Source organism: Streptomyces sp. NPDC020845, assembly GCF_044334165.1.
Lineage (GTDB): Bacteria > Actinomycetota > Actinomycetes > Streptomycetales > Streptomycetaceae > Streptomyces.
This window is the reverse complement of the sequence record NZ_JBIRSJ010000006.1, coordinates 79,366-92,600: the sequence shown is the minus strand read 5'-3', so window position 1 is coordinate 92,600 and position 13,235 is coordinate 79,366. Positions and strand designations below refer to the sequence as shown.

Annotated in this window: 8 protein-coding genes; 4 read left to right on the top strand and 4 right to left on the bottom strand. The window is 73.4% G+C overall.

Going from position 1 to position 13,235, the window contains the following annotated elements; genetic code table 11:
* The first annotated feature begins 912 nt into the window (after positions 1 to 912).
* Together ACH4U7_RS16420 and ACH4U7_RS16415 are read left to right on the top strand one after the other, a co-directional pair.
* Positions 913 to 2,148 (top strand): protein phosphatase 2C domain-containing protein, encoded by a 1,236-nt coding sequence (locus tag ACH4U7_RS16420; protein WP_398528591.1) that lies wholly within the window; start codon positions 913 to 915, stop codon positions 2,146 to 2,148.
* A 79-nt stretch (positions 2,149 to 2,227) separates the two neighbouring features.
* Positions 2,228 to 3,970 carry a pyruvate dehydrogenase gene (locus ACH4U7_RS16415; protein WP_398528944.1) on the top strand — a complete coding sequence of 581 codons (1,743 nt, stop codon included), beginning with the start codon at positions 2,228 to 2,230 and terminating at the stop codon, positions 3,968 to 3,970.
* Between the two features lie 20 nt (positions 3,971 to 3,990).
* On the opposite strand, the gene ACH4U7_RS16410 is transcribed toward ACH4U7_RS16415, so the two are convergent.
* Positions 3,991 to 7,170 carry an alpha-mannosidase gene (locus ACH4U7_RS16410; protein ID WP_398528590.1) on the bottom strand — a complete coding sequence of 1,060 codons (3,180 nt, stop codon included), beginning with the start codon at positions 7,168 to 7,170 and terminating at the stop codon, positions 3,991 to 3,993.
* A 208-nt stretch (positions 7,171 to 7,378) separates the two neighbouring features.
* Between ACH4U7_RS16410 and ACH4U7_RS16405 the strand changes: the two genes are divergently transcribed.
* The gene (locus ACH4U7_RS16405; protein ID WP_398528589.1) at positions 7,379 to 7,822 is read left to right on the top strand and encodes an ATP-binding protein; all 444 of its coding nucleotides are present in this window, start codon (positions 7,379 to 7,381) and stop codon (positions 7,820 to 7,822) included.
* 95 nt (positions 7,823 to 7,917) lie between these two features.
* On the opposite strand, the gene ACH4U7_RS16400 is transcribed toward ACH4U7_RS16405, so the two are convergent.
* Positions 7,918 to 9,015: a DUF2637 domain-containing protein gene (locus tag ACH4U7_RS16400; protein WP_398528588.1), complete on the bottom strand. Its 1,098-nt coding sequence runs from the start codon at positions 9,013 to 9,015 to the stop codon at positions 7,918 to 7,920.
* A gap of 356 nt (positions 9,016 to 9,371) precedes the next feature.
* On the opposite strand from ACH4U7_RS16400, the gene ACH4U7_RS16395 reads away from it, so the two are divergent.
* The gene (locus ACH4U7_RS16395) at positions 9,372 to 10,091 is read left to right on the top strand and encodes a GntR family transcriptional regulator (RefSeq protein ID WP_398528587.1); all 720 of its coding nucleotides are present in this window, start codon (positions 9,372 to 9,374) and stop codon (positions 10,089 to 10,091) included.
* 250 nt (positions 10,092 to 10,341) lie between these two features.
* Here the strand turns inward: ACH4U7_RS16395 and ACH4U7_RS16390 are convergent, their stop codons facing one another.
* Positions 10,342 to 11,139: a hypothetical protein gene (locus tag ACH4U7_RS16390; RefSeq protein WP_398528943.1), complete on the bottom strand. Its 798-nt coding sequence runs from the start codon at positions 11,137 to 11,139 to the stop codon at positions 10,342 to 10,344.
* A 221-nt stretch (positions 11,140 to 11,360) separates the two neighbouring features.
* The gene (locus ACH4U7_RS16385) at positions 11,361 to 13,100 is read right to left on the bottom strand and encodes a PucR family transcriptional regulator (protein ID WP_398528586.1); all 1,740 of its coding nucleotides are present in this window, start codon (positions 13,098 to 13,100) and stop codon (positions 11,361 to 11,363) included.
* Positions 13,101 to 13,235: the final 135 nt, after the last annotated feature.

Here is a 13,235-nt window from a genome sequence, read left to right as displayed (position 1 = left end):
AACGGCATGAGCGAGCAGGGGGACAGGCGCCGTCACGAGGACGACTGGTGGGGCGAGTTGTACCGCCGTGACACCGGCGACGTGGGCCCCGCCCCCGCGGCGGACTCCGTCGACGACCGATTCGACTCCGCCTCCCGCACGGTCGGCGGCCCCCAGCCGCCGACCGGCGCCCCGCCCGGCTCCGCACCGGCGGCCGGAGCCCCCTGGGGGCCTCGGCCGCCGGGGGAGGCGGGGGTGTCGGCCGAGGCGGGAGCCTTGGGCGGGCCGGCGGCCCCGGACGGGTCGGGGGCGCCGGACGGATCGGGGGTATCGGACGGACCCGGCGTGCCAGGTGGGCCTGGGGCATCGGGCGGGTCAGGGGCGCCGGACGGGTCGGGGGCACCGACCGGGCCGGGCAGGCCCGCCCGGCCGGGTGAGGCCTTCGGGTGGTTCTCCGGCCGCAAGGAACCCGGGCCCGGCCCGGGCGGGGGAGCAGACGCGGAACCCGGCATGGGCCCCAGTACGGGACTTGGCGCGGGGCCCGGCACGGGCCCCGCTGCGGGCTTCAGCGCGGGACCTGGCGCGGAACCCGGCGTGGGCCCCCGTGTTGGCCCCGGAGCGGGACCCGACGCCGGACACGCTGTTGGCCCTGGCGCGGCGGAGCAGTCATCCCAGGCGCCCCCGCCTCAGGCGTGGCCGACCGAGGCGCGCCCGACTCAGGCACGGTCGACCGAGGCGCAGCCGTCCGGGGAGCAGCCGCCCGAGCCGCAGCGGCCGCAGCCGCCCGGCGCGCAGCCACCCCAGGCGCGCCCGCCCGAGCCGCAGCCGTCCGGGGAGCAGCCGCCCGAGACACAGCGGCCGCAGCCACCCCAGGCACGGTCGACCGAGGCGCGCCCACCTCAGGCATGGCCGCCCGAGGCGCAGCCGCCCCGGGTGCAGCCGTCCGAGCCGCAGCCACCTCAGGCATGGCTGCCCGAGGTGCAGCCGTCCGGGGAGCAGCTACGCCAGGAACTACGGCCCGAGCCGCAGCGGCCGCAGCCGCCCGGCGCGCAGCCACCCCAGGCGCGCCCGCCCGAGGCGCAGCCGACTGGGCAGCAGCCACCCCAGGAGCCGCAGCCGCTCCAGCCGCCCCGCGCGCGGGCACCCCAGCCGCAGTCACCCCAGACCCAACCACCCCAACCACAACCCGCCGCGTACGGCGACGAGCCGGTTGAGCTGCCGCTCGCCGAGCCGTACGAGTTGGCGGACCTCGTGCCCGACACCGTGTTGGACGGCGCCCGCTGCGGGGCCGCCACGCTGCGGGCGGTCTCCTCTCGCGGCGAGTCGGCTCGCCGGAGCGGGGAGCCTCGGCGCGACGCGTTGTTGACGGCGCGGTTCGGGGCGGGGCCCGGGGCGTTGGTGATGGTGGCGCTCGCGAGTGGCGCGAGTGGCGTGAGTGGCGTGGGGGGTGCCGAGGGGGCGCAGCGGGCGGCGCGTGAGCTGTGTGAGTGGATCGGCGGTGCGGTCGGCCGCAGCCATGCGCGATTAATAAACGACCTGCGCACCGGAAACCGCAGTGCGCTCAAGTCCGGGCTGCAGCGGCTCACCGACCGCGGCCTGGGCCGGCTGCGGGCCCGTGCGGCCGAGCTGGGCGTGGACCCGGCCGAGTACACCGCCGCGCTGCGCTGTCTGCTGCTGCCCGCCGACCCCGCCTGCCGTACCCGGGTGTTCTTCGGCGCGGGCGACGGCGGCGTCTTCCGGCTGCGTGCCGGCGCCTGGCAGGACCTGGAGCCGCCCGGGCCGGAACAGGACACCGTGGGCGGCCCCGTGGTGGGCTTCGGCGGTACGAAGCGGCCCACGCCACAAGCCGCCGAGGCGCCCGCGACGATGAGCTTCGGGATCGCCACACCGGGCACCGGCCCCGCCCCGGGCCCGGCCCCGGTCCCCGCCGCCGGCCCGTTCCGGTTCCGGGCCTCCGTAGCCCGGTCGGGCGATGTGCTGCTGATGTGTGGCGGCGGGCTCGCCGGCCCGCTGCGCGGCCGGCCCGAGCTCGCCGGTCACCTGGCGGAACGCTGGGCGCAGGGCGAGCCGCCGGGGCTCGCCGCGTTCCTCGCGGACACCCGGACGCGGGTGAACGGATACGCCGGATACGCCGACGACCGTACGGCGGCCGCCGTCTGGGAGGCGTGAGCGCGCGGTCCATGGGTTGATGGAGCTATCCGCCGGGTTACCGGCATACGCAGCCATGACCCGGACGGAAGGGCGCGCGATGGGCAAGCAGACCGTGGCCGAGCAGTTTGTGGATCTCCTGGCGCGCGCCGGGGTGCAGCGGCTGTACGGGGTCGTGGGGGACAGCCTCAACCCGGTCGTGGACGCGGTCCGCCGCAACGCGGCCATCGACTGGATCCAGGTCCGCCACGAGGAGTCGGCGGCTTTCGCCGCCGGGGCCGAGGCGCAGCTCACTGGCCGCCTCGCGGCCTGCGCCGGGTCCTGCGGCCCCGGCAATCTGCATCTGATCAACGGCCTGTACGACGCGCACCGCTCGATGGCCCCGGTGCTCGCCCTGGCCTCGCACATCCCCAGCAGCGAGATCGGCAGCGGCTACTTCCAGGAGACCCACCCCGACCGGCTGTTCAACGAGTGCAGCCACTACTGCGAGCTGATCTCCAACCCGCGGCAGATGCCGCGGGTGCCGCAGACCGCGATCCAGCACGCGATCGGCCGCAGCGGCGTCAGCGTGGTGGCGCTGCCCGGGGATGTCGCGGCGCTCCCGGCGCCCGAGCGGGCCGAGGAGCACGCCCTGGTCACCAGCCTCCCCTCGGTGCGCCCCGGCGATGCGGAGATCGACGCGCTCGCCCGGATGGTGGACGCGGCCGACCGGGTGACGCTGTTCTGCGGCAGCGGCACCGCCGGGGCGCACGCCGAGGTGATGGCCTTCGCCGAGCGGGTGAAGGCCCCGGTGGGGCATGCGCTGCGGGGCAAGGAGTGGATCCAGTACGACAATCCGTACGACGTGGGCATGAGCGGACTGCTGGGCTACGGCGCGGCGTACGAGGCCACCCACGAATGCGATCTGCTGATCCTGCTGGGCACCGACTTCCCGTACAACGCCTTTCTGCCCGACGATGTGAAGATCGTGCAGATCGACGTCCGCCCCGAGCATCTGGGCCGCCGCTCCAAGCTCGACCTGGCGGTGTGGGGCGATGTGCGCGAGACGCTGACCTGTCTGACGCCGAAGGTACGCGTCAAGGACGACCGCAGATTTCTGGACCGGATGCTGAAGAAGCACGCGGACGCGTTGGAAGGCGTGGTCAAGGCGTACACCCGCCGGGTGGACAGGCACATTCCGATCCACCCGGAGTATGTGGCGGCGGTGCTGGACGAGGAGGCGGCCCCGGACGCGGTGTTCACCGTCGACACCGGTATGTGCAATGTGTGGGCGGCCCGCTATCTGACGCCCAACGGCCGGCGCCGGGTGATCGGCTCGTTCACCCATGGCTCGATGGCCAACGCGGTGCCGCAGGCGATCGGCGCCCAGTTCCTCGACCGCCGCCGCCAGGTCGTCTCGATGTCGGGCGACGGCGGTTTCGCCATGCTGATGGGCGACTTCCTCACCCTCGTCCAGTACGACCTGCCGGTGAAGGTGGTGCTCTTCAACAACTCCGCGCTCGGCATGGTCGAGCTGGAGATGATGGTCTCGGGCCTGCCTACGTACGGCACCACCAATGTGAACCCCGACTTCGCGGAGATCGCCCGCGCCGCCGGGGCGTACGGCGAGCGGGTGGAGAAGCCCAAGCATCTGCGGGCGGCGCTGCGGGCCGCCTTCCGCTACAAGGGGCCCGCGCTGGTGGATGTGGTCACCGACCCCAATGCGCTGTCCATCCCGCCGAAGATCCGGGCGGAGATGGTGACCGGCTTCGCGCTGTCCGCGAGCAAGATCGTGCTGGACGGCGGGGTGGGCCGGATGGTGCAACTGGCCCGCGCGAATCTGCGGAACCTGCCCCGGCCCTGACCCCGCCGCCCGCACTCGGCCTACGCGGGCGTGAGCCTCAGGGTGAGGATCTCGTGCGGGCGCAGGCTCAGGGCCAGCCCGCCCTCGCCGGTGGCCGCCTCGTGCAGCGGCCGCTCAAGCAGGTCCGTCACCTGGGCGCTGACCACCGGGAAGCCGGTGGTCAGCGTGGCGGACGCGCGCCCGCCGCGCGACTCGTACAGCCGCACCACCACATCGCCGCCGCGGTCCTCCGCCAGTTTGACGGACTCGACGGTGATCGCGGGGTTGTCGACGCCGACCAGGGACGGGAGCACCGGGCCCGAAGGCAGGGCGCGCGGCGGCAGGTTGAGCGCCAGGCCCTCGGCGACCGCGTCGCCCACCTCGGCGCCGGGCAGCAGCGCATAGCTGAAGCGGTGGGCGCCGAGGTCGGTCTCCGGGTCGGGGCTGTGCGGGGCGCGCAGCAGGGTCAGCCGCACCGTCGTGCCCAGCACCGGCCCGCCCTCGCCGCCGCCCTCGCCGCCGTCCGCGGCCTCGACCGGGTGCTCCGTACGGGTCACATCGTGGCCGTACGTCGAGTCGTTGAGCAGCGCCGCGCCATAGCCGGGCTCGGCGACCCGCAGCCAGCGGTGGGCGCAGATCTCGAACCGGGCCGCGTCCCAGCTGGTGTTGGTGTGCGTGGCGCGGTCCACATGCCCGAACTGGATCTCCGAGGTGGACACCTTGGCGTGGATGTCCAGCGGGAACGCGGCCTTGAGGACCTTCTCCGACTCCTGCCAGTCCACCTCGGTGGCGATGTCCAGCCGGCGGCTGCCCCGGCTGAGCCGGATCTCCTGGGTGACGCGGGAGGCCCCCGACGCGCCGAAGGCGCGCACCACCCGGACCGCGGCGCGCAGCGGCCCGGACTCGACCAGTTCGACGGACTCGGCGTCGGTGAGGTCGGTGTGGACCCGGCGGTAGTGCCGGTCGATGTCCCAGGCGTCCCACTGGTTCGGATGGTCGGGGTGCAGTTGGAGGAGGTTGCCGCGGGCGCCGGGCGCGATCAGCTCCCGGTCGGCGGCCAGGTCCCGTACGGAGGTGAGCAGCCCGTCGCCGTCGATGACGACCCGCAGTACATCGTTGTCCAGCACGATCGTGCGCCCGTCGCTCAGCGCGCTGACCGGCGCCTCGGCCACGGCCGCCGCCGGCGTGTCGGAGTGCACGGGCGCCGCGCCCAGCGCGGGCAGCCGCACCGCGACCGCGGCGCGCCCGTCCTCCAGCGGCTGGACCGGTGCACCCTCCGGAAGGGCCGCCGCCGTCGGCGCGTCGAGCGTGACGACCTCGGCGCGCTCGTACGGGGACGCGTTCAGCACCACCGGCCCGTCCGGCGCGCCGGCGAGCGCGCCGACCGCCGCCGCGACGATCTGCTCAAGATCGGTGCGGACCCGCTCATAGGTGTCGCGCGCCTCGCGGTGCACCCAGGCGATCGAGGAGCCCGGCAGGATGTCATGGAACTGGTGCAGCAGCACCGTCTTCCAGATCCGGTCGAGATCGTCGTACGGATAGGCGTACCCGGGGGCGCGCAGCGCGGCGGCCGTCGCCCACAGCTCCGCCTCCCGCAGCAGATGCTCGCTGCGCCGGTTGCCCTGCTTGGTCTTGGCCTGGGTGGTGTACGTCGCCCGGTGCAGCTCCAGATACAGCTCGCCCGACCACACCGGCGCCTTGGCCGCGTACTCCCGCTCCGCCTCCGCGAAGAACGCCGACGGCCGCTCGATGTCGACCCGCGGCGAGCCCTCGAGCGACTTCAGCCGGCGCGCCTTCTCCAGCATCTCGCGGGTGGGGCCGCCCCCGCCGTCGCCCCAGCCGAAGGGGACGAGGGAGCGGGTGGCAAGACCCTTGTCGGCGAAGTTCTTCTCGGCGTGGGCGAGTTCGCGAGCATGGAACTGGGCGTTGTAGGTGTCCACCGGGGGGAAGTGGGTGAACACCCGGGTGCCGTCGATGCCCTCCCACCAGAAGGTGTGGTGGGGCATCTTGTTCGACTGGTTCCAGGACAGCTTCTGGGTGAGGAACCACCGCACCCCCGCGAGCTTCGCCAACTGCGGGAAGGCGGCCGTGTAGCCGAAGGAGTCCGGCAGCCAGATCTCCTCGGTGTCCACCCCCAACTCCTCCAGGAAGAACCGCTTGCCGTGCACGATCTGCCGGGCCAGCGCCTCGCCGCCGGGCATATTGGCGTCCGACTCGACCCACATCGAGCCGACGGGGGCCCAGTTGCCGTCCGCCACCGCCTTCTTGATCCGCTCCCAGATATGCGGCTGATGCTCCTTCACCCACGCGTACTGCTGCGCCTGCGAACAGGCGAAGACCAGCTCGGGGTACTCGCCCGCGAGCGCGGTGACATTGGCGAAGGTACGGGACGCCTTGCGCACCGTCTCGCGCAGCGGCCACAGCCACGCCGAGTCGATATGGGCGTGTCCGGTCGCCGACACGCGGTGTGCGCTGGCGTTGGCCGGGCTGGCGAGCACCTCGGTCAGCGCGGCGCGCCCGGCCGCGGCGGTGCCCGGCACATCATGGAGGTCCAGCGCGTCCAGCATGTTCTCCAGCGCACGCAGTATTTCGTGGCGCCGCGGCCGGTCCGCGGGGAGCTCGCGCATCAGCTCCGACAGCACCTCGATGTCCAGCACCAGATGCCAGACCTCCTCGTTCAGCACGGCGAGGTCGGCCGAGGCGAAGCGGTACAGCGGCCGGTCACCGGCGGTCAGCACATCGCCCAGCCGCGTCGGCTCGAAGCCGTCCCGCAGTACGGCCGGGTTGGCCGCCGCCTCCAGCAGCAGCCGCACCGGCTCGCCACCGGCCGCCGGGGCGGCGACGGGGATATGGCGGTTGCGCGGATGGATGCCCTTGATCGGCACACCCTCCGCGTCGTACACCAGCCCCTCGGCCTGGAAACCGGGACCGTCCCCGGTGAAGCCCGGGTCGATGACGGCCTCGACCCGCCGCCCCGCCCACTCGGAGGGCACCTCGCCCTCCAGTCGGAACCACCAGGTCGACCACGGCGAGCCCCACTCGGTGCCGGTCTCGAAGGGCTCGTACGTCCCCTTGAGCGCGTCGCCCACCGGCACCGGCTCGCCGGGGGTGCGCCACGCGGTCAGCGTCAGCGGGGCGCGCGCCGTGTACTGGGCGGGCCTGATGAACTGGTGCAGCGCCCGGTCAAGGCGCCCTTCCACCAGCGATCGGTCGTCGTGCATACGCGGCTCTCCTAGGCGTCGGCGCTCGGCGGATCAACTCCCCGATCATTTCCCGCGGTGTGTGGGCACCCACACGCGGGAATGCATTCCGTGAGCGTGTTCGACGACAGTTCGACACTGGCCGCGCCGTGTGCGGCCGGGGCGGGGGAGGATGAAGCGTCAGCCTTCACGGCGGGGCGGGACGGCCGGGCGGCCGGAAGCGGGGGCGGTGGCCATCGAGAGCGCGCGGGGCCCGGCCCTCAGCAGGCGATTGCACGGCGGCGAGCTGTCCCGGGTGGCGGAGGTCCGCGCGGCCCTGCGGGAACTGCTGCGGCACTGGGGCGAGCCGAGCAGGAGGGACCTGGCCGAACTGCTCATCAGCGAGCTGGTCACCAACGCGCTGGTGCACACCGACCGTGGGGCGCACATCATGGCCACGCTCGGCGACGGGCCCGACGCGCTGGTCGGCGGCCGATTACGGGTGGAGGTGCGGGACTTCGTCGCCCGGCATCCGACGCTGCGTACGCATGCGGCCGAGGAGGGCACATCCGGGCGCGGACTGCTGCTGGTGCATACGCTCGCGGATGCGTGGGGGTTCCGGGCCCACGGTGTGGGGAAGGCGGTCTGGTTCGAGCTCGACGCGCGGTTCGGACCGGACGCGGGGCGTGGATGAGACACGCCGTGCGGATGACGCGGGGGCGGGAGATCTGGGCGGGCGGGCGGGAGAAGAGGAGCCCGGCTCCCCGTCCCGCCCACCCAGCAGTCAGCTCAGCCGAAGGCTCGCTCGATCTGTGCCAGCTTCTCCTCGAGGGAGTCGAGTCGCGGCATGGTCAGCGTGTCGTCCTCGGCGGTGAGGTCGATGGTGCGCGGGCGGTCGGCCTCGCGGTCGTCCAGTCCGGTGATGGCGCCGTCACTGTCACTCGCGGACCGCAGGGCGGGCCGGGACGCGGGCGCGGGCAGCTGCCCCTTTTCCAGCGAGGAAGAGTTTTCCAGCGATTTCTCCGATATGGCAGGCTCCGATGTGAGCGCCGGCTGCGGGGAGGACCCCGTCACCTCCACCTGGCGGCCGCCGCGCCGCCCCCACGCGCGGTGCTGCCGGTTCAGCGCCCGGATCCTGGCCCGGTCCAGCTTCTCCTGCTCCCGCCTGCGGTGCCGGCTGTGCTCCTTCTCCTTGCGGTCCTCGCGCACCTCTTCGACGGCCTCGTCCAGGGTGCGGACGCCCTCGAGCAGCATCAGCGACCAGGCGGCGAAGGTCTCGCGGGGCGCGCGCAGCCAGCGCACGATGCGGATCTGCGGCAGCGGCCGCGGCACCAGGCCCTGCTCGCGCAGCGCCGCCCGGCGGGTCTGCTTGAGCGCGCGGTCGAAGAGGACCGCCGCCGACAGCGACATACCGGCGAAGAACTGCGGCGCACCGGCGTGGCCCATGCCACGGGGAGCGTGCACCCAGTTGAACCAGGCCGCGGCGCCGGCGAACAGCCACACCAGCAGTCGGGAGCCGAGCGCGGCGTCACCGTGGCTGGCCTCGCGCACCGCGAGCACCGAGCAGAACATCGCGGCGCCGTCGAGCCCGAACGGCACCAGGTACTCCCAGCCGTTCGTCAGGGCGAGGTTCTCCCGTCCGAAGCCCACCAGGCCCTGGAAGGAGAGTGCCGCCGCGACCCCGGCGCAGCAGAACAGCAGAACATAAGAGGCCATCCCATAGATGGCCTCCTTGCGCCGCCGCCGCTCCTCGCTGCGCTCCCAGGAGTCGGTGGACTTGTCGTCCTTGGCGTTGCGGCCCCGCGCGAGCACTGTCACCGCTCCCACGACGCCGACGAGTATCACGACGGCCGGGAGGCCCCAGCTCGATATGTCGGTCAGTCTCATCCGGTGTCCCTTGCCTCGCTTCCGTGAAGTTCTGGCCGTAGTACCCGGCCTACTCGCGCGACATCTTGGCGGAAACCCGGCTTGTCCCGAGCGGTTTCTGGACAAGAGGGCGCCAAATCGGCGGGGGGACACGCGGATAGGTGCGATACGGTTCGAACGCTCGCGCTGTGCAAGCGGCTTGCATTCTATTCATGGAACTCGATCGAGCGTAAACAGACTGCTGAGCTTGCGTCAGGACGCTCGGTGTGATCCCGTGTGCGCCGTTCCGTTAGGGTTGCCTTAAATACGGCGTCCGAGGGGTTTGACCTCGCGCGGCCTCCGCATATCGTTTCAGGCGGACGTCAGGAGGAGCCGAGGTGGAGCAGGCCAGTGCCGAAACGGCGGCGGAGCCGCACCCGGGTCCCGGCATCCCCGGCCCCGGAATCCCCGGCCCCGGCGGGCCCGCCTCACGGAAGCCGCCCCAGCGCCACTCGGTGCGCGGGCAGATCCTGGACGCCCTGAGGGATGCGCTGGTCGGCGGCGAGCTCGCCCCCGGCGAGGTCTACTCCGCACCGGCCCTCGCCGAGCGCTTCGGCGTGTCGGCCACGCCCGTACGCGAGGCCATGCAGCAGCTCGCCGGCGAAGGCGCCGTCGAGGTGGTGCCGAACCGGGGATTCCGGGTGGCCCGGCGCAGCGCGCGAGAGCTGGCCGAGCTGGCCGAGGTCCGGGCCCTGCTGGAGGTCCCCGTGATGCTCAGCCTGGCCGAGGCGATCGCACCCGAGCGGTGGGCGGGGCTGCGGCCGTTCGCCGAGGCCACGGCGGTGGCGGCGGCGAAGGGGAACCGCGCGGCGTATCTGGAATCCGACCGCACCTTCCACCAGGCGGTCCTCAGCCTGGCCGGAAATCAACAGTTGGTCGTCGTGGCCGACGAACTGCACCGGCGGGCGCAGTGGCCGCTTCCCGGCGGTCAGATCGTGCGTACCGCCGACCTCGTCGCCGACGCGGCCGAGCATATGGCCCTGCTCGACGCCCTGGCAGCGCGGGATCTCGACGCCGTCGAGTCCCTGGTGCGCGACCACTTCAACGGCGGAGCGTAATTCAACGGCGGAGCGTAAGCGGCCCGTCTGCGATCCCCGCCTCGGATCCCGCCCCGGAGCGCCCGGAGCGCCCGAAAGCCCGCCCGGCGTCGTACACCGGACGGGCCAGCGGGGATGCTTCCGCGTCAGGGCCTGTCGTCAAAGGGGGCGCCCTGCTCCCGACGCCTGGCACGGCGCCCCCAGCTACCGCTGGGAGGTGCCCCTGCACCAGACGCCGCTCGCGGCCGGACGCCCCCTTTGACGACAGACCCTACGCCGTCGCGGAGGGCGCCCGCTCTAACTGCTCCGCGAGCCACACCGGCACCCCGCCCAGCAGCCGCACCAGGCGGATCGCCTCCGTGCGCAGCCGGGTCGCCTCCGGCTCCTCCTCCACCTCGGCCAGCGCCGCGAGGGCCGGGGCGATGCCGATCAGATAGCCCAGCTCCTCCCGGATGCGCAGCGACTCGGTGAAGCCGCGCCGCGCCTCGGCCAGATCGCCCTCCTGCTCCGCCATCGCGGCCAGATGGCGCCAGGTGAACGAGCGCAGCAGCTCGTCGCCATGGTTCGCGGCCCCGGCGTGTGCGCGCTGGAAGGCGGCCTGGGCGCCGGTCGGGTTCTGCGCCAGATGCTGGGCGATCAGACCGCGGCGGAAGTCCAGCAGCGGGCGGGTCCGCGAGCCGGGGCCGAGCAGCGCGGCGGCGCGCCCGAGCGCGGTCCGCGCCTCGTCGGCCCGGTCGCGCACCCCCAGCAGTGTGGCCGCGTACGCGAGATAGCCGCGTTCGCACGCCGTGGCGCCCCGCTCGTCATCGGTGAGCGCCAGCGCCTCGGCCGCCCTCAGGGAGTCCTCGGCCGCGTCCCACCCCTCGGAGGTGTACATGCAGCGCTCGATGAGTACGGCGGTGCGCTTGAGTGCGGCCGAGGCGTCGCCCGCCGCGCGTGGCTGGAGCAGGGCGGCGGCGTCGTGCCAACAGCCGCGCGAGCGTAGCCGCCACACCGCCGTGTCCAGGGGGTCGTCCACAAGACCCGGGCTGAGATCAGAATCGGAATCCGATGATCCAGGTGGTGACATGGCGGTGTCCGCCACATTGCCCTCCCAAGCGCGCCATCGAGCAGGAAGCTGTGATCCGAATCTCAGCATGAATGCGTGGGCGCGGCCAAGAGGTCGGTGTGAATGAATTCACAAACAGCCTGGGAAACCGAGGAAACTGAACATCCCTTGACCAACAGGCGAACAGCCAAACGGGCGAACGACAGGCACGCGGGGACACAGACGGACCGGCGCCCGGTCGGTCAGCTCATCCGCAGCGCAAGGAAGAAGTCCAACTTGTCCTCGAGACGCGCCAGATCGCGCCCCGTCAGCTGCTCGATCCGCCCCACCCGGTACCGCAGCGTGTTGACGTGCAGATGCAGCCGGGTCGCACAGCGCGTCCAGGAGCCGTCGCAGTCCAAGAACGCCTCCAGCGTGGGGATCAGCTCGGCGCGGTGGCGGCGGTCGTAGTCGTACAGCGGGTCCAGCAGCCGGGCGGTGAAGGCGCGGCGGACGTCGTCGGGCACGAAGGGGAGCAGCAGGACATGCGAGGCGAGCTCCTGGTGGCCCGCCGCGCACACCCGGCCGGGCCTGGCGGCGGCGACCCGCCGGGCGTGCCGCGCCTCCTCCAGGGCGCCGCGCAGCCCGTCCGCGGAGTGGACGACGGCGCTGACGCCGAGGGTCAGCCGCCCGTCGCCGTCGAGCCCGCGGGAGAGCGGTTCACGGACGGCGGTCAGCAGCGCGTCGGCCTGCAGCCCCGCCTCGAAGTCGTACGCCCCGCCGCCCTCGCCATCAGCCGCCGGGGCCTCGGGCAGCGCGGGCAGCGGGACCAGCGCGACCGCCTCGTCGCCGGTGTACGCCACCGCGATCCGGTCCGAGGGCTCGGGCCCGGTGGCCTCCGGGTCGACCAGCACCTCTTCCAGCAGCGACTGGGCCACCGAACCGCCCGTCGCCCCGTCGCCCTCCCACTCCACCCGGGCCACCACCACCTGCCAGTGCGGCGCCGTGCCCAGCCCCGGCAGCAGTACGGGGGCGGCGACCCGCAGCCGCGCGGCGACCTCGGCGGGCGGCGCGCCCGACTGGACCAGCTCCAGCACCTCCTGCGCCAGCCGGCGCCGTACGGTGCGGTCGGCGTCCCTGCGGTCCCGCTCCACCGCGATCAGCTGGGTGACGCCGTGCAGCAGATCCAGCCGCTCCTCCGGCCAGTCGCCCGCGTCCGCCCCGACCACCAGCAGCCAGTCGAAGAGCACGGTCTCGCGTACGTCCCCGGCGTCCGACGGCGTACGGCCGCCGCCGCGGATGGGGAACAGGGAGTACGTGGCACCGTCGGCGGCGGTCACCCGGTGCGGGCCGCGGCGGCCGGAGCGCTGGGCGGCCAGATGCTCCCCGGCGAGCCGCGCCCGCACCGCGGCCGGCAACTCGGGCGCGCCGCCGGAGCCGGCGCCCGCGGAGCCGGCGCCCCCGGCGACGCTCGGCACCGCGATCCGGCGGCCGGTGGGGGAGAGCACCCAGGCGGGCAGGTCGAGGTCGGAGCCGAGCAGATCCAGCACGACTTCCGGGCCGCCGCCCGCGGGCCCCGAGCTCATCAGCCGCCGGTGCCGGTCGACGACGGCCGCCAGATCGCCGGCCCGCTCGCCGGAGACCCGGCGCACCACATACTCGGTGATCGAGGCGAACGACACGTCCTCCACCACCGAGAACAGCGGCAGCCGGTGCCGCGCGCAGGCCAGCACCAGATCCTCGGGCACGGAGCCGAGCTCCGCCTCGCCCGCCGCGAGCCCCGCGACCTGGGCCGCCACCAGGATCCGTACGAACCGCTCGGAGTCCGCCGGCTCCCGCCGCCACGCGAGACCGGTCAGGACCAGCTCGCCGCCGGAGAGATAGCGGCTCGGATCGCGCAGATCGGTGGTCATCACGCCGCGCACGGTGCGGTCCAGCTCATCCTCGCCACCGAGCAGCCGCAGGCCCAGGGCGTCGGTCTCCAGCAGTGCGCGCAGCCGCATGTCGTCGCCAGCCGATCCTTGTGTGGTGCCGGTGGAAGCCTCGCCGTTTCCGGTGAATATCGCTGAGGTTTCCACTCCCCGTCTTTCGTTCGAATCTACAAGACCACGCCGCTGGCCAGCCAACTGCTTCATGGC

Coding starts and splice junctions, on each gene's coding strand:
- ACH4U7_RS16415 (WP_398528944.1), top strand. CDS start 2,228: ATGGGCAAGCAGACCGTGGCCGAGCAGTTTGTGGATCTCCTGGCGCGC.
- ACH4U7_RS16390 (WP_398528943.1), bottom strand. CDS start 11,139: ATGTCACCACCTGGATCATCGGATTCCGATTCTGATCTCAGCCCGGGT.
- ACH4U7_RS16410 (WP_398528590.1), bottom strand. CDS start 7,170: ATGCACGACGACCGATCGCTGGTGGAAGGGCGCCTTGACCGGGCGCTG.
- ACH4U7_RS16400 (WP_398528588.1), bottom strand. CDS start 9,015: ATGAGACTGACCGACATATCGAGCTGGGGCCTCCCGGCCGTCGTGATA.
- ACH4U7_RS16385 (WP_398528586.1), bottom strand. CDS start 13,100: ATGCGGCTGCGCGCACTGCTGGAGACCGACGCCCTGGGCCTGCGGCTG.